Origin of the sequence: Bacillus sp. G16 (genome assembly GCF_021282335.1) — a bacterium.
Lineage (GTDB): Bacteria > Bacillota > Bacilli > Bacillales > Bacillaceae > Bacillus > Bacillus inaquosorum.
On sequence record NZ_JAJSOZ010000003.1, the window covers coordinates 276755 to 300123 of the forward strand.

The following is a 23369-nucleotide window of genomic DNA, read 5'->3' on the forward strand; positions in this document are numbered from 1 at the left end:
AACGGGAAGGTCATGTCCTTCATCCTCTTCTGCATCAAAATGTGTCCGACATTTCGGGAATACGCTTCCGTTCAGCGTTCACGGGACGTGAATTTTTCCTGAAGGATCATGTCATTAAGGGCGAGCAGGTTTTACCCGGTGCAGCTTTATTGGAGATGGTTCGTGCTGCTGTGGAAAAGGCAGCTGCCAATCAGTTTCCGACAGGATTCCGACTCCGGAATATCGTCTGGGTTCGGCCGTTTGCCGTCACAGAACAGCAAGCAGACATACACATACGTTTATATCCTGAAGACAATAGTGAGATTGCATTTGAAATCTGCCAGGAGCCGGAAAGCGCAGAGAAGGAGCCAGTTGTATACGGACAAGGGAGTGCAGTGCTTTGTGAGGCTGATGAATCTCCGGTAATAAACATTGAAGAACTGAAGGCAAATGATAAAGAGCGGATTCTGTCACCTTCTGATTGTTACGACGCTTATGCGGACATGGGAATTCATTATGGTGACAGCCACAGAGCCATCGACAGCATATATGCCGGCAAAAACGGAGTTCTAGCAAAATTGACGATGCCATCTGTGATCTCTGATACGCAAGACCGTTATGTTCTGCATCCGAGCATGATAGATTCGGCATTTCAAGCATCTATCGGTTTGAGGCTGGGAGGCGATGCGAGTTTAACAGACAGAAAGGCAATGCTGCCTTTTGCATTACAGGATGTTCAAATCTTCAAAGGCTGCGAGGCGTCTATGTGGGTCTGGATCACATACAGCGAGGGCAGTGCAGCTGGGGATCGTATGCAGAAGCTTGATATCGATTTGTGCAATGAAGAAGGGCAGGTTTGCGTGCGAATGAAGGGCTATTCTGCAAGAGTGTTAGAAACAGAGGCAGAAAGTCCTTCTGAGACAATTGACACACTGCTGTTTGAACACGTTTGGGAAGAAAATGCTCCTGCAGAGAAGCAAGAGCTTATAGGGTATGAGACACATAAAATCATTGTCTGTGATTTTGGAGAACAAATGGAAAGTATTCGGAATCATCTTGACTGTACAGTACTGCAGCATCATACAGAGGCAATTGATGAACGGTTTGAAGGATATGCCGTACAGTTATTTGAAGAAATCAAGCAGCTGCTGCACTCAAAAGCCGGGGGACATACACTCATTCAAGTGGCGGTGCCTGCATTGAACGAGCCGCAGCTATTAAGCGGCTTAACCGGACTGCTCAAAACGGCTGAGTTAGAAAATCCAAAACTGACAGGACAGCTGATTGAATTAGATACTGGGGTGTCTGCTAGTGACATCTTCGAAATATTAGAAGAAAACAGACGCTGTCCCCGCAACACGCATATCCGCTATTGGCAAGGGAAACGGTTTGTAAGCAAATGGAAAGAGACGTCTGGTGAGCACCTAAGTGCTGACATACCGTGGAAGGATAAAGGGGTTTATCTGATTACAGGCGGTGCAGGCGGTCTTGGCTTCATCTTTGCAAATGAAATCGCAAACGAAACGAATGATGCTGTTGTAATCCTGACAGGACGCTCTCCGCTCGATGAAAGGAAGCAGGCGATCCTTCAAGAGCTACAGAAACTTAATGTCCGAGCAGTTTACAGAAAAGCGGATCTGACAGAGAAACGAGCTGTTGATGCCTTAATAGAAGAGATTCAAAACGCTTACGGCGGCTTGGACGGCATCATCCATAGCGCCGGTATGATAAAAGATAATTTCATTATTAAGAAAAAGAAAGAAGAAATTCAAACCGTGCTCGCTCCAAAGGTAACTGGTCTGATTCATCTTGACGAAGCAACGAAAGATATTCCGCTCGACTTCTTTATCCTTTTTTCCTCAGGTGCGGGAGCAGTGGGAAGTGCGGGACAGGCTGATTATGCAATGGCGAATGCATTTATGAATGCATTCAGCGAATATCGAAATGGCCAAGCAGCGCTCCGCAAACGTTACGGAAAAACGCTTTCGGTGTGCTGGCCGCTGTGGAAAGACGGGGGCATGCGTATTGATGCTGAAACTGCAAGGATGCTGACAAAAGAAACAGGCATGGTGGCCATGGAAACAGGTCATGGGATTCAGGCATTATACCATGGCTGGGCGTCAGGAAAGCCGCAGCTGTTGGTGGCATCAGGTGTTGCCAATCGGATTCGTGCATTTTTATATGAAACGGGACATGGTCAAGGCCAATCCCCAAATATGAAAAATACAAATGACAATCAGGATACGGAAAAAGCAGACATTGTCTTTGGAGCCGATGAAGAGACATTGAGAGAAAAAGCAGAGAACTATATGAAACAAGTGCTTTCTTCGGTTATCAAGCTGCCGGCCAGCCAAATTGATGCTGAAGCTCCTCTTGAGGATTACGGGATCGATTCTATTATGATCATGCATGTAACCGGTCAATTAGAAAAAGTATTTGGATCTTTGTCCAAGACGCTGTTCTTTGAATACCAGGATATTCGGTCATTAACCCGGTATTTTACTGATTCCCACAGAGAAAAGCTGCTGGACATTTTGGGAATTGAAAAAGACAAACCTTCTGCTGCAGAAAATACAAAAACTGATTCAGAGCCTGAAAAGAGAGAAATCTCTGTTGCCCCAAGAAAGTCTGGATTCTTTCCTTTGCAAGAAAAAGGGCAACAACAGTCAAGAGAAAAGGGAACAGAGGAAATTGCAATCATCGGTATGTCAGGGCGCTATCCACAGGCAGACAACATCTATGAATTGTGGGAAAACCTGAGGGACGGGCGAGACTGTATTACGGAAATTCCTGAAGACCGCTGGGATCATAGTCTCTATTATGATGAAGATAAGGACAAGCCTGGAAAAACCTACAGCAAGTGGGGCGGCTTCATGAAGGATGTAGACAAGTTTGACCCGCAGTTTTTCCATATTTCGCCGCGTGAGGCAAAATTAATGGACCCTCAAGAGCGTTTATTTTTGCAGTGTGTGTATGAAACGATGGAAGACGCAGGATATACAAGGGAGCATCTCGGCCGTAAGCGTGATTCGGAGCTTGGCGGAAGCGTCGGTGTTTACGTAGGTGTCATGTACGAAGAATACCAGCTGTATGGAGCGCAAGAGCAGGTGCGGGGCAGGTCTCTGGCTTTAACAGGAAATCCATCATCCATCGCAAACCGGGTATCTTATTATTTTGATTTTCATGGGCCAAGTATCGCTTTGGATACCATGTGTTCTTCTTCTTTAACTGCTATTCATTTGGCCTGTCAAAGCTTGCAGCGCGGAGAGTGTGTGGCGGCATTCGCGGGCGGCGTGAATGTTTCAATCCACCCAAATAAATATTTGATGCTTGGGCAGAACAAATTTATGTCCAGCAAAGGCCGATGTGAAAGCTTCGGACAGGGCGGAGACGGCTATGTGCCGGGAGAAGGCGTTGGTGCAGTGCTTCTTAAGCCATTGTCTAAAGCTCTTGAAGATGGCGATCACATTTATGGAATCATTAAGGGGACAGCTATTAACCACGGAGGAAAAACAAACGGTTACTCAGTTCCAAACCCGAATGCCCAAGCTGATGTGATCAAAAAGGCGTTTGTGGAAGCGGAGGTTGACCCGCGGGCAGTCAGTTATATAGAAGCGCACGGCACGGGAACCTCTCTAGGAGATCCTATTGAAATGACTGGGCTGTCCAAAGTGTTTACGCAACAAACGGATGACAAACAATTTTGTGCAATAGGCTCGGCCAAATCAAATATCGGGCACTGTGAGAGTGCGGCAGGTATCGCAGGATTAACGAAGGTATTGCTCCAAATGAAATACAGGCAGCTTGCACCTTCCCTGCATTCAAACGTGCTGAATCCGAATATTGATTTCCTTAACTCACCGTTTAAAGTACAGCAAGAGCTAGAAGAATGGAAGAGACCAATCATTTCTGTCAATGGAAAAGAAATCGAATATCCAAGAATCGCAGGCATTTCTTCATTTGGCGCCGGGGGAGTAAACGCCCATATTTTAATAGAAGAGCATGTTGCCGAATCTAAGCAGGAACGTTCGCCAGCGGGGAAACAGCCGGCTGTCATTGTGCTCTCAGCAAAAAATGAGGAAAAACTTCAGAAACGGGCGGAGCGATTGCTGCATGCTATTCGTGAACAAAGATATGCTGAAGCAGATTTGCACCGAATCGCCTATACGCTGCAAGTCGGTCGTGAAGCGATGAATGAGCGTCTGGCGTTCGTTGCTGAAACGATGGAGGAGCTTGAAGAAAAACTCAACGACTTTATCTCTGGAACAGAAAATCGAGAATATGTCTATCAAGGACAAGTAAAACGCAATAAAGAATCTATTGCCGCTTTTGCTGCTGATGAAGATATGTCAAAAACAATCGAGGCATGGATGCAAAAAGGAAAGTACGCGAAGGTTTTAGACCTTTGGGTAAGAGGCTTGCGTATCGATTGGAGCGCGCTCTATCAAGATCAAAAACCGCGGCGCATCAGTTTACCCGCCTATCCTTTTGCACGAGATCGCTATTGGATAGACGTAAATGCAAAGGCTGAGGAAATAAGAAAAGACGAACCGGCCGCTTCGGTACAGCCCGTCATTCAAAAACCGTCTATAGCCAAAGAAGCCAGCGGTAAGCCTGCCAATATCACGTTACAGCCTTTAATGGCCAATCAGGATCGTTTGCAGCGTGCGGCATCTCCGCTTCCATCAGATACAGAAACAAAGACGATCGCGGCGGAAGCCTTGTGCGATGAACTAACGGCGAGCTTAGCGGAAGTGCTGTATATGGATCAAAACGAGGTTGATCCAGACGAAGCATTCATTGATATCGGAATGGACTCGATTACCGGACTCGAATGGATAAAAGCAATAAATAAACAGTATGGCACATCACTAAATGTCACCAAGGTTTATGATTATCCGACAACACGTGATTTCGCTGTTTACTTAGCACAAGAGTTAAGCACACAATCTGGAGAAAAAACAGCAGGAATCGATGTTTTAAAACAAACAGAGCCGTACGCGCCGATGAAACAGAAAACAGCAGCACCCGCTGCAAAACCGGACAATATATCCCTGCAGCCGTTAGAGAATCATCAGCCGCTGCAGGAGGAACCTGCAGCAACCATTCAATATGCAGCAGCAGAAATATCCGCATCAAGCCAATATACTGGGGCAATTGAAACGTTGCATGAAGAATTGAGGGAAAGCATAGCAGACGTGTTATTCATGGAGCCCAACGAGGTGGATATTGACGAAGCATTCATCGATATCGGAATGGACTCGATTACCGGGCTCGAATGGATAAAAGCGGTGAATAAGCAATATGGCACGTCCTTTTCAGTCACCAGAGTGTATGATTATCCAACGATACGTGATTTTGCCGAGATGCTAAAGTCCGAGCTTGGAACGCATTTTAAGAGAAAGCAAGAAATGACAGATCAGCATGATGTCTCTGAAGCTGTTAAACATGTGAAACAGCCGGCAGCACTCCCTAAGGCAAAGCCGGCAGACCGTCCGCTTCAGTCTGTTCAATACCCAATAAAGAAAGAGCATGAGCAGAAACCGGCTCCTATTCAACAAGATCACCGAGAGGATGCGATAGCCATTGTCGGGATGTCGGGGAGGTACCCGGGCGCCAGTAATGTAAGAGAATATTGGGATAACCTGGTTCATGCGAGAAATGCGATTCGGGACATTCCAACATCACGTTGGGACGTTGACAAATATTATGATCCTGCCCTGAACCAAAAAGGAAAAAGCTATTGCAAATCAATGGGGATGCTTGATGATATTGAACATTTTGATCCGTTGTTTTTTAATATTCCGCCGTCAGAAGCTGAACTGATGGATCCCCAGCATCGAATATTTTTGCAGGAAGGCTATAAAGCTTTTGAGGACGCTGGATATAACGCCCGAACATTAAATGAGAAAAAATGCGGCGTTTATCTCGGGATTATGAGCAATGAATATGGAGTTATGCTGAATCGGCAGGCAAGAGCAAACGCCACAGGGAACAGCTTTGCGATTGCTGCGGCGCGTATTCCGTATTTTCTTAATTTAAAAGGGCCTGCTATTCCTATTGACACCGCATGCTCATCTTCATTGGTCGGCACACATTTAGCACGACAGGCACTCATAAACAAAGAAATTGATATGGCGCTGGTTGGCGGTGTCAGCTTATACCTGACGCCGGAATCTTACATCAGTATGTGTGAGGCCGGCATGCTTTCACCTGATGGACAATGTAAAGCATTTGACAATGGCGCGAATGGTTTTGTGCCCGGCGAGGGTGCGGGTGCGTTGGTACTGAAAAGGCTGAAAGATGCGGAAGCGGACCGTGACCATATTTACGGCATTATCATTGGCTCAGGTATTAATCAGGACGGGAAAACAAACGGAATCACGGCACCGAGTGCGAAAAGCCAAATGGATCTGGAAAGAGGTATATATGAAACATACGGAATAGATCCTGAGAGTATTAGTTATGTAGAAATGCACGGCACCGGAACAAAACAAGGCGATCCAATTGAATTAGAGGCCTTATCTACCGTTTTTCAAGAAAAAACAGATAAAAAACAGTTTTGCGCTATCGGTTCAGTCAAAAGCAATATTGGCCATACATCTGCGGCGGCCGGAGTAGCTGGAGTTCAAAAAGTGTTATTGTGTATGAACCATAAAATGTTGGTGCCGACATTGAACTTCACGACGCCGAATGAGCATTTTCAATTTGAACATTCTCCTTTATATGTAAATACGGAGCTCAAGCCTTGGGAAACGGCTGACGGAAAACCGCGGAGAGCCTGTGTCAGCTCTTTCGGATATAGCGGGACGAATGCCCACATCGTGATAGAAGAATATCAGCCGAAAAAGAGGCATGATCGATTAACAAAGCAGCATCATTCAACACTCTTTGTACTCTCAGCGAAAAAAGAGCAGCAGCTGAAGGCCTATGCAAAAGCAATGAAAGATTTCACAAATTCGATTGAAGAAATCAATCTGGAGGATATGGCATATACACTTCAGACGGGCCGGGAAGCCATGGATTATCGCATGGCGTTTTTGGCGGATTCAAAGGAATCGCTGATCAAAGCTTTGGATGATTATTTGGCAGATGTACCGAACAGCAACTTATATGCCGCTCACGTGAAAACGAAGAAAAGCGAAATCAAGCTGTTTGAAACAGATCACGATGCCAAGGAATTGCTGCAAACATGGATAGAGAAGAAAAGGCTGGAGAAAGTTGCGGAATTATGGGTGAAAGGGCTGCAGGTCGATTGGAACGGACTTTATGGAGATCACATGCCTCGCCGAATCAGTCTGCCTGCTTATCCGTTTGCAGAAGAATTTTACTGGCTGCCAAATCTAGAAGAAAACACCGAAAACAGTGGTTCAGCACTGCCTCACTCCGAACCGCTTACTAAGCATTGCATTCTGCATAAACAGTGGCAGCGTTGTCCGATTGAACCAGCAGTACGTACGAATCAAGCCGTAGCCATATTAGCAAACGAGGAGACTATGGCATTGGCGGCAGAGCTTTCGAAGTATTTCTTGGATTACCGTATATTTAACAGTCAAGAGCTCGATCATGTATCTGCCGCTGACTATGAAGATGCTGACGGAGCAATCGATCTGATCGGGTGCGGAACGAGCCATGAGCAGTCTACAAGCTGGATAAACTGGCTCCAAAAGCTGATCGAGCAAGGACGTACAAGCAAGCGCAATTTAATGATCTTGGGTGTAACGAAGGGGCTGGAGGCTTACGCAAATGAAGCTGTTCATTTGTCCGGTGCTTCGCGGGCCGGCTTATACCGCATGCTTCAAAACGAGTACAGCCATCTTACATCAAGACACGCAGACATGGAGTGCGGAGCCTCTCATGAGGAGCTGGCCAGACTGATCGCAGACGAGTTTTATGCTAATAGTGCCGAATCAGAAGTATGTTATCGAAACGGACAGAGGTATCGCGCATATTTGGCAGAGAAACCAGCAGAAGCCGAGATTACTCCTGAGCAAGTATCGTTTTCATCAGACAAAGTCCTGCTGATTACAGGCGGGACAAGAGGTCTCGGTTCGTTGTGTGCGCGGCATTTTGTGAAAACATACGGCGTTAAGCGGCTGGTGCTCATCGGCCGGGAAGAGCTGCCGCCGCGTGATCAGTGGAATTCAGTGAAAAATGCCTCACTTGAGAAGATAAAAGCCATTCAAGAGCTAGAAGTCATGGGTGCGCAAGTTCAAGTGCTGTCTCTGGACCTGACCGATTCATTTGCTGTCAAACAGAGCCTGAAGACAATACACGAAACAATGGGGGCAATTGGCGGAGTCATCCACTGTGCCGGGAAGGTGAACAAACATAATCCGGCATTTATCAGAAAATCAGTAGAAGAGATCGAACAGGTGCTTGAACCGAAAGTCGAAGGCCTGCAAACGTTATTTGACCAGCTTAAAGACGAACCATTGGCGTTCTTTGCCTTGTTTTCATCAGTATCAGCAGTCATTCCTGTTCTTGCAGCCGGACAAGCTGATTACGCCATGGCGAATGCTTTTATGGATTATTTTGCGGAGGCCCATAAAGATGAATGTCCAATTGTCAGCATTCAGTGGCCTAACTGGAAGGAGACCGGTTTAGGTGAGGTTCGAAGCAAAGCTTTAGAGCAGACTGGATTGGTGAGCTTGAGAAACGATGAGGGATTACAACTGCTGGATCAGATTTTATCAGATACACAGCATGCTGTCGTGCTGCCGGCGATTCCAGATACAAATGTATGGAAGCCTGACAAGCTTATGCAGCAGTCACTGCCTGTTGAAGCCCTCTCACATCCTGAGACTAAAGAGCAAGCCAGCCCTCAAAACCTGTTCCTTGAAACAGTTGACTGGCTCGTAACTCTTTTTACAGATGAACTGAAGATAGCAGCTGAAGACTTTGAAACGGACGAGCCTTTCCAAGAATATGGAATCGACTCAATTATATTGGCTCAGCTGGTACAGCAGATGAACCAAACATTAAATGGAGATATTGATCCATCGATTTTGTTTGAATATCCGACAATAGAATCCTTTGCAAACTGGCTCATATCGAAATATGATGTGTCAGCTGTTTTGCATCCATCTGTTCCTGAGACACAAATACCTGCTAAGACACAATCGGCAGTGAAACAGGCGCCCATGCAAGAACAGCAGCCACAACAAATAAGTCATGAAAAAACGGCGGGTCTTGCAGAAGATATTGCCATCATCGGTCTTACTTGCAGGTTCCCTGGAGCGGAAACACTTGAGGCATACTGGGATTTAATACGTGATGGACAGTCTGCAATTAAACCTGTACTGCCTGAACGATTCGGGTACTCCAGTACTAATTACGCGGGCCTCATTGATGATATAAATCGATTTGATCATGATTTCTTCATGATGTCCGAGAACGATGTCAGAGCGATGGACCCTCAAGCGTTGGCCGTATTGGAGGAAAGCCTGAAGCTGTGGTATCACGCCGGTTATACAGAGAAAGAAGTGAAAGGCATGAGAGCTGGTGTTTATATAGGAGGCCGCAGCCAGCACAAGCCTGATCCGTCCAGTCTTTCAAAAGCAAGAAATCCGATTGTCGCTGGCGGACAAAACTATTTAGCAGCTAACATCTCGCAATTTTTTGACTTAAGGGGCCCGAGTATTGTACTGGATACTGCTTGTTCCTCTGCACTGGTCGGACTGAATATGGCCATTCAGGCTCTGCGGAGCGGAGATATTGAGGCAGCGGTTGTCGGCGGCGTCAGTTTGCTTGATGCTGATGCGCATCAAATGTTTCAGGAGCGCGGACTCTTATGTGATAAGCCGTCATTCCATATTTTTGATAAGCGGGCAGACGGTGTCATTTTAGGAGAAGGCGTGGGCATGGTTCTCGTCAAAACCGTCAGCCAGGCACTCAAAGACGGAGATTCCATATATGCTGTCATTAAAGCCGCCGCTATCAACAATGACGGAAGAACGGCAGGCCCATCTTCACCGAATCTCGAGGCGCAAAAGGATGTCATGCAGACAGCGCTTGAAAAAAGCGGCAAAAAGCCTGAAGAGATCAGTTATCTTGAAGCGAATGGCTCGGGATCAGCGGTGACAGATTTACTTGAACTGAAGGCGATTCAAGCCATTTACCGTTCCGGCTCAAAGGCGCCATTAGGGCTGGGATCAGTGAAACCTAACATCGGCCACCCTTTATGTGCAGAAGGAATAGCGAGCCTGATTAAAGTCGCTTTGATGCTGAAACATAGACAATTGGTTCCATTCCTGTCAGGTGACGAAAACATGCCGCATTTTGATATAGAAGAGACTGATTTGTATTTCTGTAAATCGCAAGACGAGTGGAAGGAGACAACGCCGGCTGCAGCAATCAATTGTTTTGCAGATGGCGGAACGAATGCCCATCTGATTGTAGAAGGCTGGAAAGACTCGGCCGAGCGTGCAATCAGAAGAAAACCTTTGCCTCTGCTGGAATTAAATCGGAAGCCCGTTTTAAGAGAACCATCGGCTCAGACCGTGCAGAAAAAAGTGCTTTCAGGCACGGGAGCTTCTAAAGAAATGTTTTGGAAAACTTTCAAATAAGAGAGGAGTGGGAAAATGATAACTGAACAACTGCACATTTCATTAAATAATCCGATTATGTCCAACCATAAGGTATATGGACAAGCGTTATTACCCGGCCTTGCTTATATAGATTTGATCTATCAAGTATTCCAAGAACATGGTTTCTCATACGAAGAGCTTGAATTAAAAAATCTGATCATTTTTTACCCTTTGACCGCAGACGAATCGTATGACATTGCCCTGACCATTCATGCGTCTGAAAGCAAGGAAGGGACATGGTCCATCATCATCGTCGGACAAAAACAGCATGGCGAGTCGCTATCGGACAAAAGACAATATGTGACGGCTGAAATGCATCGTAAAGAACGGACTGCTTTTGCCGAAACCATAAACCTTAATCAGTGGAAAAGTACAGCTGACAGGATTCTGAATTTAGATGACCTGTATGAACAATGCCGCTCTCAACAATTAGTTCATACAGGCATGATGAAGGCAAAAGGGCAGATTTATGAAACCAAGGAGGGTGCTTTAATTGATCTATCTGTCGGACAGGAAGCATTGCTTCATTCTGAGGCGTTTCTGTTTCACCCGACTCTCATTGACGGCAGCGGCATAGGTTCAAGCTGCCTGCTCTCAGAACAAACGATGTATCTGCCATTGTGTTATGAATCGTTTTCAGCTTCAGAACGATTACAAAAAGGATGTACAGCCCGGATCCTCTCTTCATCCGTGCGCCAGAAGAAAGAACTCACTTATATGACGGTTGAATATTTTAATTCCTCCGGACAAAAAGTGGCCGAGCTGAAACAGTTTGCAGGCAAGTCTGTACGGGACGGGTCAGCCTTTCATTCGGCAAAAGAAATTCAAGAAGAAAGACATGCTGTCTCTCAGAATACCGGTCGGGACTATACTGCATTTGAAACGTATTTGCGACAATTGCTTGCTGAACAGCTTGAAAGGCCGGCAGAACAAATGGATATCCACGCCGGATACTATGAGCTTGGACTGGATTCACCATCTTTGCTTAAGGTAGTTCAGGAGATAGGGGCTAAGATTGGAGCGGATCTTTCGCCAACGCTGCTGTTTGAATATACAACGATTGCAGAACTAGCTGCGCATCTTGCTGAACACTATTCAATGGGAGAGGCGGACGAAACAGTCCGCCAGTCTCCTAAACCAATGCAGGATTCTTCAGACGCCGCTCCCTCTTTACGAGAATTCGGGGAAGATATCGCCATTATCGGAATGGCAGGCCGTTATCCTAAGGCAAAAAACATACAGGAATTTTGGGAAAATCTTAAGGCAGGTACCGACTGCATCACGGAGATCCCAAACTCGCGCTGGGAATGGAAGGAAAACAATGGGCTGGATTCACCTTCGGGCAAGCCATTGTCAAAATGGGGCGGGTTTATCGAGGATGCTGATTGTTTTGATCCTCAATTTTTCAGGATTTCACCCCGTGAAGCGGAAACCATGGACCCTCAGGAACGCTTATTTTTAGAGACGTGCTGGGAAGCCATTGAAGATGCGGGGTATACACCAGAAACAATTGCTTCACCGCAGGGAGAAAATAAAAGGCAGCATGTCGGCGTATTTGCAGGTGTTATGCATAAGGACTACTCCCTTATAGGAGCGGAGGCTCTATCAGAACAAAATGCATTTCCTTTATCGCTGAATTATGCGCAAATTGCCAACAGGGTCTCTTACTATTGTAATTTCCACGGTCCAAGCATGGCGGTGGATACAGTCTGCTCTTCTTCATTAACTGCGGTTCATCTGGCAATAGAGAGCATCCGGAATGGAGAATGTGAGGCCGCGCTTGCCGGAGGTGTTAATTTGTCACTGCATCCGGCTAAATATATCAGCTACGGCAGTGTGGGGATGCACTCAAGTGACGGCTATTGCCATACATTCGGCAAAGGCGGGGATGGCTACGTATCCGGAGAAGGTGTCGGAACAGTGCTGTTAAAGCCGCTGCGAAAAGCTGAACAGGACGGCGACCGGATCTATGCTGTCATCAAAGGCAGTGCAATTAATCATGTAGGAAAAGTAAGCGGAATTACAGTTCCGAGCCCGGTAGCTCAAGCTGATGTTATCGAAGCGTGCTTAGAGAAAACAGGAATTGATCCGCGCACCATCAGCTATGTTGAAGCCCATGGCACTGGCACCTCATTAGGAGATCCGATTGAAATACAAGGATTGGTGAAGGCTTTCAGCCGCAATACGCAGGACAAGCAATTCTGCTCAATTGGTTCTGTTAAATCAAATATTGGCCATGCCGAATCTGCAGCCGGCATCAGCGGTTTAACGAAGACTGTCCTGCAGCTGCATCATAAAACATTGGTGCCATCATTACACTCAGAAGAGTTGAATCCATATTTGCAGCTCGATCAAACCCCGTTTTTTGTCCAGCATGAAACGAAAAAATGGGAGCAGCCATCATTGACAGAAAACGGGATGGACATCACATATCCCCGCCGCGCCGGTTTAAGTTCGTTTGGCGCTTCAGGATCAAATGCACATCTTATTTTGGAGGAATATATTCCGGCAGAGAGTTTTTCAGAGCCGGTTTTAGCGAAAAATGACCAAATAATGATTCCGTTGTCCGCGAGAAACAAAGACCGTCTGCAGGCTTATGCTCTAAAACTCCTTGATTTTCTTAGCGAGGATATCAATATTGTAGCATTAGCTTATACATTGCAGGCAGGACGGGTGGAAATGGAGGAACGGGCAGCCTTCATCGTGAAGGACATAAAGGATTTAACTGCTAAACTTCGGGCGTTTGCAAATGGTGACAAAGAGCTCGATGGCTGCTGGACCGGACAAGCCAAGGAGAATCAGGAGGCCGCCGGGCCAACATCGAAGAATGCGCTGAGAAACAGCACGATAACAGACAGCGAATTGAAGAAAATGGCGGAATCATGGGTTCAAGGAAAGCGGGTCATCTGGGACGACCTATACGGTGATCGCAAGCCGCTTAAAATCAGTGTTCCGACATACCCATTTGCTAAAGAGCGCTACTGGATACCGGCTCCTAAAACAAAAACCAGCACAGTAGATCATACCTTACATCCGCTGGTGCACCGCAATACGTCAGACTTTACTGAGCAGCGCTTTAGCTCTGTTTTTACAGGCAAGGAATTTTTCCTATCTGATCATGTTGTGCAGGGACAAAAAATCTTGCCGGGTGTTGCCTATTTAGAAATGGCAAGGGAAGCAGCCGAAAAAGCTGCGGGAGATCCGGAAGGTGAACAAAGAGTTGTGTCGCTTAAGGACATCGTCTGGATTCGTCCTATCACGATAGGAAGTGAACCAAAAGAAATACATATTGGCCTTTATCCTGAGGATAACGGGGACATTTCCTTTGACATTTACAGCAGCTCTGAAAATAAAGAAGAAACCCCGATGATACACAGTCAAGGTCGTGCAGTCATTTCAGCTGAAGCGGACACTCCTGTTTTAGACCTTGCATCAATACAGACAGAATGCAATCTGGATACAGTGACGTCAGAACAATGCTATACAGCGTTTCGAAAGATTGGGCTTGACTATGGCAAGGGCTATCAAGGGATTGAAAAAGTGCTTGTCGGACAAGATCGATTGCTTGCAAAAATCTCGTTACCCGCTTTTCTAAAAGACGGCAAGCAGCATTTTACGCTCCACCCGAGTTTGATGGATTCCGCCTTCCATGCCACAGTCGGTTTTATCGTTAGCTCAGTCAATGCTGAAGCGCAAATCCATCAGCTGTCTCTCCCGTTTGCATTGCAGCAGCTTGACGTTTTCAGCCCGTGTCCTGAGGAGATTTGGTCTTATATTCGATACAGTTCAGACAGTAAAGCGGAGGACAAAGTCAGGAAGTACGACATTGATTTATGCGATGAGAACGGAAACGTTTGTGTTCGAATGAAGGGGGCTTCGATGCGAGCACTTGAGGGAGAACAGCAGACCAAACCTCAAGCAGCAGCTGATTCTCCGCTGACAGGGCATACAATGATGATCCCTGCCTGGGAACCGGTTTCTCCAAATGGTAAAGACAATGCTTCGTTTGTTGGGATGCAGGCTGTTTTATGCGGCGGTACTGAAGGTGAACGGATGTTAATAAAGCAGCATCATCCTCAGGTTTCATTTGTAGATATCCGGCCTGCAGATGACATTGCTGCAATAGCGGACAAGCTGCAAGCATGCGGAGACATTGACCATGTATTGTGGATTGCCCCGTCACACCCGGAGAATATGGTTAGTGAGGGACAAGGAGAGGCTGTTCTTCAGGCATTTAAGCTTGTGAAGGCATGTCTTCAATTAGGCTATGGTGAGAAAAAGCTAGAATGGTCTTTTGTGACCGTCCAAGCGCAGCCGGTTACTCAACACGAGACAGTACATCCCGCTCATGCAAGCATTCATGGACTCGCCGGCACAATCGCTAAGGAATATCCGCATTGGAACATCCGTCTTCTTGATCTTGAAGAAGGCTGCACATGGCCGGTACATCAAATGTTTACGCTCCCTGCTGACCATCTTGGCCACACTTGGGCTTATCGGAATCAGCAATGGCATCAGCAGCAACTGATCCCATATCGCCATTCACCGTCAAATGACACGCTATATCGAACAGGCGGAGTATATGTGGTCATCGGAGGTGCCGGGTACATCGGGGGGGCATGGAGTGAGTACATGATCCGCCGCTATCAGGCGCAAATCGTTTGGATTGGACGCAGTCAAATCAATGATGCCATTCAGGCGAAAGTAGACCGTCTTTCCGAGCTTGGCCCTGAGCCTTACTATATTTCAGCCGATGCAGCGGACTTGCATTCATTGCAGCAGGCTTATGATCAAGTGAAAAAGCGTCATCCTCACATTCACGGGATCGTCCACTCTGCAATGGTTTTATTTGAGCAAAGCCTGGAAAATATGACACTGGAAGAATTTGAAACCGGACTGGCGGCCAAGGTGGATGCCAGTGTCCGTACGGCTCAAGTGTTCCAACATGAACGTTTGGATTTTGTACTATTCTTCTCTTCGCTTGTAGCTCATATCAAAAACGTAAAGCAAAGCCATTATGCCTCTGGCTGTGCATTTGCAGATGCTTTTGCTCACCAGCTCTCCCAAAGCTGGGCTTGCCCTGTAAAAGTCATGAACTGGGGATATTGGGGGAACAGTGAAGCGGCCGAGGATGAACAATATGTACAGCTCATGAATCAAATTGGCTTAGGTTTAATTGAACCTGCGGAAGGTATGAAGGCGCTGGAAGCACTGCTTTCTGGGCCAGTCAGTCAAACGGCTTTCATTCATACGACAAAACCTGTCGCAGTCGAAGGTGTGAATCAGAATGAATTCATCACCCTTTATCCCGAGCACCCTTCAGCAGACGCTGAAAGCCTGAAGGAGCGCCTGCCGAAAACAGGACAAGTACAAAGAGCTACACATGAAGAGCTGGACGATCTTCTTTACAGGCTGTTATTAGGTCAGCTGCAAACGGCCGGGCTGTTTGATGGTCATAGATTATCAGTTGAGCGCCTTAAACAATACAAGACTCGTGAATTTTATGAAAAATGGCTTCAGCAAAGCAGTGAATTCCTTCTGCAGCATGATTACCTTAAGAAAGATGGAGATTCATTGGTAAGGAAGAATCGAGCAGAGGATATCGCGCTGCTTTGGCAAGAATGGAATGCGAAAAAAGAAAAATGGCTCAAAGACAGCAACACCAAGGCGATGGTTGTTTTAGCAGAGACTATGCTGAAAGGATTACCGGATATTTTGACAGGGGAAGTGCCTGCCACAGATATCATGTTCCCGCATTCCTCAATGGAATTGGTGGAAGGCATTTATAAGCAAAACCAAGTGGCAGACTATTTTAATAAAGTGCTTGCCGATACGTTAATAGCTTACCTGGATGAACGGCTGAAGCATGATCCTGAGGCATCGATTCGCATTATGGAAATAGGCGCAGGCACAGGCGGCACGAGTGCCGGAATCTTTCAAAAACTGAAAGCCTATCAAAATCATATTAAAGAATACTGTTATACAGATCTGTCGAAAGCATTTTTGCTGCATGCAGAAAAGGAATATGGGGCCGTAAATCCGTACCTGACGTATCAGCTTTTTGACGTAGAAAAACCGATTGACCAGCAGGAGATCGAGGCTGGCGGCTATGATGTCGTCATTGCCGCTAATGTCCTTCACGCGACAAAAAATATCCGTCAAACCCTGCGGCATACAAAAGCAGTGATGAAAAACAACGGAATGCTGCTGCTGAATGAAATGGCGGGAAACAGCCTGTTCCCTCACATCACCTTTGGTCTCTTGGAAGGCTGGTGGCTGTATGAAGATCCTGCAGTGCGGATTCCCGGATGTCCAGGCTTATATCCTAACAGCTGGAAATCGGCACTAGAAAGCGAAGGCTTTGAATCTGTCTTCTTCCCGGCCGAAGCGGCCCGTGATCTCAGTCACCAGATCGTCGTAGCCTCAAGCAATGGGCTGGTTCGCCGTATGATGATGAAAAGTGTGGTCTCGCCAGAGAAGGATGTTTCCCCCGCGTCTAATAAAGAGCAAGCCTATACACAAAACATAGATACGCAGAAAGATGGACAATCAAATACTGCTGCTCTCAGAGAAAAAAGCACAGAATATATGAAAAAACTAATTGGAGAAACATTGAAAATTCCTGTAGGCAAGATTGAGTCATCTGAACCGCTTGAAAAGTACGGTATTGATTCTATCGTCGTTGTCCAGTTGACAAATAAATTGCGTAAAGAATTTGACCATGTAAGCAGCACTTTATTTTTCGAGTATCAGACCATTGACGCGTTAGTGGAACACTTAATCAAAACAAAATCAGAAGCGCTCATGAAACTGACTGGTCTTGACCGTCAAGTTCAACAACAGCCACCAGCCGCAAGCAAGAATGAATCTTTACAAAAGTCTGGACAGGCCGCTAAAAGATCGCGGCGCTTTCGCAAGCTCGGCTTCAGCAGGGAGAAAGAAACGCCAACACACGCTCTTGCCAGCCGTGACGTTGCCGTTATCGGCATTTCCGGACGTTATCCTCAGGCTGAAACAGCAGAAGATTTTTGGAACAACCTAAAAGAAGGAAGAAATTGTATTGAGGAAATTCCGAAAGAACGCTGGGATTGGAAAGCCTATTACGATAAAGAAAAAGGAAAAGAAGGGTCGATTTATACGAAATGGGGCGGATTTATCAAGGATATGGACAAGTTTGATCCTTTATTCTTTCAGATTTCTCCGCTCGAAGCAGAAAGAATGGACCCTCAGGAGCGATTATTTCTGCAAACCGCTTATGCAAGTATAGAAGATGCGGGATACACGCCTGACACGCTCTGTACAAGCAGAAAAATCGGCGTCTTTGCCGGAGTGATGAACAAAAATTATCCGACCGGCTACGGCTATTGGTCTATCGCCAACAGAATATCCTATTTGCTGAATTTCCAAGGCCCGAGCCTTGCCGTCGATACTGCCTGCTCATCCTCTCTGACAGCGATTCATTTAGCGCTGGAAAGCATTTATAGCGGATCGAGTGATTGCGCCATTGCCGGCGGTGTTAATTTAGTTGTCGATCCGGTCCATTATCAGAACTTATCTGTCATGAATATGCTCTCTGCAAGTGATACATGTAAATCATTCGGCGATGACGCAGATGGATTTGTCGACGGAGAAGGAGTAGGAGCTATTGTGTTAAAGCCGTTGCAGCAAGCAATAGCAGACGGCGACCATATTTACAGTGTGATAAAGGCCAGTGCGATTAACAGCGGAGGAAAAACGAATGGCTATACCGTTCCTAATCCTCATGCACAGGCACAGGTGATTAAAGAAGCGATTGAGCGCGCCAACATTCCTGCCCGAACCATCAGTTATGTGGAAGCGCACGGAACAGGCACCGCGTTAGGAGATCCGATTGAGATAGCGGGATTAACAAAAGCGTTTGAGGAAGATACGCAAGAGAAACAGTTTTGCGCGATTGGCTCCAGCAAGTCAAATATCGGCCATTGTGAAAGTGCAGCTGGAATCGCAGGGCTGACAAAAATACTTTTTCAGTTTAAATACGGCCAAATTGCGCCATCATTGCATTCTCAGCGATTGAATCCAAACATTGAATTCAACCATACGCCATTTGTCGTTCAGCAGGATCTTGGTGAATGGAAGCGCCCGGTGATTGACGGGCAGGAGGTGCCGAGACGTGCCGGATTGAGCAGTTTTGGCGCCGGAGGGTCCAATGCCCATATGATCCTGGAAGAATATATTCCGAGAACAGAAGCGCAAACTCCTGAAGCTCATCCTCCTGCGCTGATTGTGCTGTCAGCGAAAAACAGGGAACGGCTTCAAGAAAAAGCGGAGCAGCTGCTCACAGCCATTCAGGAAAAAAGGTACAGCGAAACAGATCTGATCCGGATCGCCTATACCTTACAAACGGGCCGTGAAGCAATGGAGGAACGGCTGGGCTTTATAGCAGAATCATTAGAGGATCTTGAAAGAAAACTAAACGATTTTATCGAAAACAAAACAGACAGCCTCTACTTGGATCGCATTGATGATAACAAAAAAGCATTAGCGGTCTTATCAGCTGATGAAGATACGGAAAAAATCATAGAGGCATGGATGAGTAAAGGGAAATACACGAAACTGCTGGATCTTTGGGTGAAAGGCTTGTCTTTTGACTGGGGGAAGCTGTACGAAACCCATAAGCCGATCCGGATCAGTCTTCCGGCATATCCATTTGCAAAAGAACGTTACTGGGCACCAGGCACGGCAAAGGCCCCAGCTCCTATAGAACAGCATCATGAACAGCAAACAGAAGAACATTTCGAGGTGATGACTTTTAAAGAAGTGTGGAAAGAAGAGCCAGTGTCTCTCACATCGAAACGCTTCAAAACGTTTATCTGTTTTCTGACTGATAGAGAAAAGCAAAACGCATTCGCTGCATCTGTGAAAAATGTTGATCAAGACACCAAGGTCATTTTTATTTCGCAGGGTGAGGTGTACGTCAAACAATCTCAAAACAGCTATCAGATTGTACGGCAACAACCCGCCACTTTTGAAAAAGCCTTCCAGAGCATTCAGGACGAACATGGAGAGCCAGATGCAGTCCTTTATATGTGGCCTGCGGAAGACGCGAGCTGTATAAAGGACCATTCCTTGATTGTCTATCTATTACAAGGTATGTCCGCGGCAAAGCTTCATCCTTCACGGCTTCTGCTGGCAGGACGTTTTGAAAATGGTCTTGACCGGAGCTATCTGGAATCATGGATTGGCTTCGAACGTTCACTCGGGCTTGTTCTCCCGCATACAAAAGTGACTGGAATCTTTCAGCCGGCAGGACAAAAATCAATGGATGATTGGGCTCGAAAGATCTGGACGGAATTACAGGCTTCAACTGAACAAACTGTTTTGTATCAGAATGGCAAACGATATGTAAGTCACATTGAACAGACAGCGATACAACCGAACAACAGCAAATTGAAGTCTGGCGGTACTTACCTGATTACAGGCGGTTTAGGAGGGCTCGGTTATTTATTCGCCAAACATTTGGCTAAACACTATGCCGCAAACGTTATTTTAACAGGGCGGTCGCCTTTCAATGAAGAAAAGCAAAAGAAAATAAAAGAAGTAAAGGATCTAGGCGGCGAAGCCATGTATGCAGAAGCAGATGTCTCTGATCCTATCGCGATGGGAGACTGCGTGAAACGAGGGAAAGACCGATTCGGCGCCATAAATGGCGTTATTCATGCAGCCGGAGTCGAGAGCGATTCTGCTATTTTTGACAAAGAGATTGAAAGCTTCCAGCGCATCATTGAACCGAAAATCAACGGTACGATAGCGCTTGATGAATGGCTTAAAAATGAAAATCTTGATTTTATTTGTTATTTTTCTTCATCTTCTGCGATTTTAGGAGATTTTGGCTGTTGTGATTATGCAATAGGGAATCGGTTCCAAATGGCTTATGCACAATACAGAAACGAGCTTCATAGCGGCAAAACGTTTGTCATCAACTGGCCTGTATGGAAAGATGGCGGAATGAAGATCGGTGATGAAGAAACAACCGATATGTATCTGAAATCAAGCGGCCAGCGCTTCTTAGAAGCTGATGAAGGCATCCGTATGTTTGAACACATCCTGTCTCAGCAGGATGCTCAGCATCTCGTGATAGCCGGCCAGCCCAGCCGGGTCAGCCGCTTTTTAGGAATGACTGAACCTATTCAGGAACCGGCCATTCAAGCCCCTGCTGCACAAGAAAAAAGGGGCGAGATCAAAACGCTAAGCATTGAAAAGCGTTTAGAACACGATTTGAAAGAGCATATTCACGCATTGCTTAAAATCTCAAAGGACAAGCTGAATTTGAACAAAAATTGGGCCGACTTCGGATTTGATTCGATCTATTTGGCTAAATTCTCGAATGTATTATCAAAGCATTTCAACATTGAAGTGCCACCGGCTTTATTTTTTGGCTATTCGACTTTACAAGAATTGATCCGCTTCTTCTTAACGGATCACAAAGAGCTGATCGAAGCATTTTACCGGGATGATGCATCTGAGGCACAAAAGCCTTCTGAAGCTGATGCTCCGGTTTCTGTAGAACCAGAAACCAATAAAAAAAGCGTCCGGCAGTCTCACGCTGAGCCAATCGCCATTATCGGCATGAGCGGCAGGTTTCCTCAAGCTGATTCGGTTCATGAGCTATGGGACAATCTGAAAAAGGGGAAAGATTGTATCTCTGAGATTCCGAAAGAACGCTGGGACTGGGGAAGAGCTAACAGAGATCCAGAAAAAGCAGTGCCGAGATGGGGCGCATTTTTGAAGGACATAGACCGGTTTGATCCGCTGTTTTTTCAAATATCGCCTAAAGAAGCTGAAAGCATGGATCCGCGCCAGCGCATTTTTCTTGAGGAAGCATGGCACACATTTGAAGACGCTGGCTATATGGGACATCGGATAAAAGGGAAATCCTGTGGTGTTTATGTAGGTGTGGAAGAAGGAGAATATGCGCATTTAACCGGAGATACGGATTACATTAATGGAACGCAAAACGCCACATTATCTGCGCGAATCGCATACGCGTTAGATTTAAAAGGGCCTAATATGGCGTTGACAGCAGCATGTTCATCTGGACTTGTGGCGATTCATCAGGCGTGTTCAGCCCTGCGTCAAGGAGATTGTGAAATGGCTTTAGCCGGCGGCGTCAGCCTGAATATTTCTCAAATGTCTTTTGAGGCGCTGACAAGAGCCGAAATGCTTTCTCCGAACGGACAATGCAAAGTGTTTGACCAAGATGCCAATGGTCTGGTGCCAGGTGAAGCAGTAGCTGCTGTTCTCCTGAAACCATTATCAAAGGCAATTGAAGATAAAGATCATATTTATGGCTGCATAAAGGCCAGCGGTGTGAATTACGATGGCAAAACCAATGGCATTACTGCACCAAATCCTTTCAGCCAGGCGGAATTGATTGAAAACATTTATGAAAAAAATGAAATCAACCCGCTCGATATTCAATATGTGATGGCACACAGTACCGGCTCAAATCTTGGAGATCCGCTTGAGGTCCAAGCATTAACGAGCGTGTTCAGCAAATATACGAAGCAGAAGCAATTCTGCATGATGAGCTCGATTAAACCTTTAATCGGTCACACATTTGCAGCGTCAGGGGTGGTTGCTTTAATCAGTATGCTGATGGCAATGAAAAACCAGACCATTCCGGCTACTCATCACTGTGAATCGGACAACCCGTATATTCAGTTTAAAGAAAGCCCGTTCGTGCTTTGTAAAGAGAACCGTCCATGGATCAGGGAAAATCAGAAGCCGAGGATGGGAACAATCAGCACGACAGGAATCAGCGGCACCAATGCGCATGCAGTCATTGAAGAATACATCCCGGATGAGCAGACGTTCACACAGCCACATAAAGAGCCGGCTGAATGCCCGCAGGTCATCGTGCTCTCAGCCCAAAATGACGATCGGCTTCAGGATGCTGTCACCCGCATGATTGTGTATCTTGAGCAGAATCATAACCTTTCTTTACCTGATGTTGCATATACACTTCAGGTGGGGAGAAAAGCCATGGAAGCAAGGCTCGCGATCGTTGTAAACAATCAGGAGCAATTGGTGCGAAAATTGAAGGAATATGCGGAAGCGATGAAGAATGGTGGGGTATCAGGCCAACAGGCATTCCTTTATACAGGACATACGGAAGGGATGTTAGAAGAACAAGATGAAGCTTTCCTGCAAGCTTTTGCAAAAGAGACAAATTTGGAAAACATTGCGGAATGTTGGGTGAAAGGATATCAGATCCCTTGGGAACTCCTTCATGAAGGTGATGACGTTCGGATGCTCCCTTTACCTGGCTATCCATTTGCAAGGGAGCGATATTGGGTTTCATCAGGCAATCACCAATCAGAGTCCGTTAAACCGCATACACAAGACATGAAAACAGAGATTGACGAGCCAAATAGGGAGACACACATTCAAAAGATCATTGTTCAATTTTTAGCACGAGAGTTGGGCATATCTGAGGATCGAATCAATTTCAAAAGAAACTTTCTGGATTATGGGATGGATTCAATTCTTGGCCGAAAATTGATGCGTCATATCGAAAAAACCACGCAGATGAAGATGACTGGCCGGGAAATCCTTGAATGTCAGACTGTCCAAGCTCTATCCGCTCATTTGGCCTCGAAAGCAGAAAGACACAATCAAAGCGCGGCAGCACATCAAACAAAGGGCACGTATACAGACGAACAGATCATCGGATTAATGCAAGAGGTGGCGCAAGGAAAATTGGATTTTAAGAGTGTGCAAAACATCATAGAAGGGAGTAAATCGTATGAATCATAAAGA

General features: G+C 46.1%; 2 protein-coding genes (1 of these 2 cut by a window edge). Both read left to right on the forward strand.

The window, feature by feature from the left end; translation table 11 throughout:
- A protein-coding gene (locus tag LWH95_RS05250) for a type I polyketide synthase (RefSeq protein ID WP_232919096.1) crosses the window boundary here: on the forward strand, window positions 1-10547 show its 3' portion. The gene continues 3151 nt to the left of window position 1, outside the view; 10547 of the gene's 13698 nt are visible here — the last part of the coding sequence; its start codon lies off the left edge, out of view; the stop codon is at window positions 10545-10547.
- Between the two features lie 15 nt (window positions 10548-10562).
- On the forward strand, window positions 10563-23366 hold the full coding sequence (locus LWH95_RS05255) for a type I polyketide synthase (RefSeq protein ID WP_232919097.1): 12804 nt from the start codon (window positions 10563-10565) through the stop codon (window positions 23364-23366).
- The last annotated feature ends 3 nt before the right edge of the window (window positions 23367-23369 follow it).

Bases quoted from the DNA above. Each gene is read 5' to 3' on its own strand.
- LWH95_RS05255 (WP_232919097.1), top strand. From the start codon at position 10,563: ATGATAACTGAACAACTGCACATTTCATTAAATAATCCGATTATGTCC.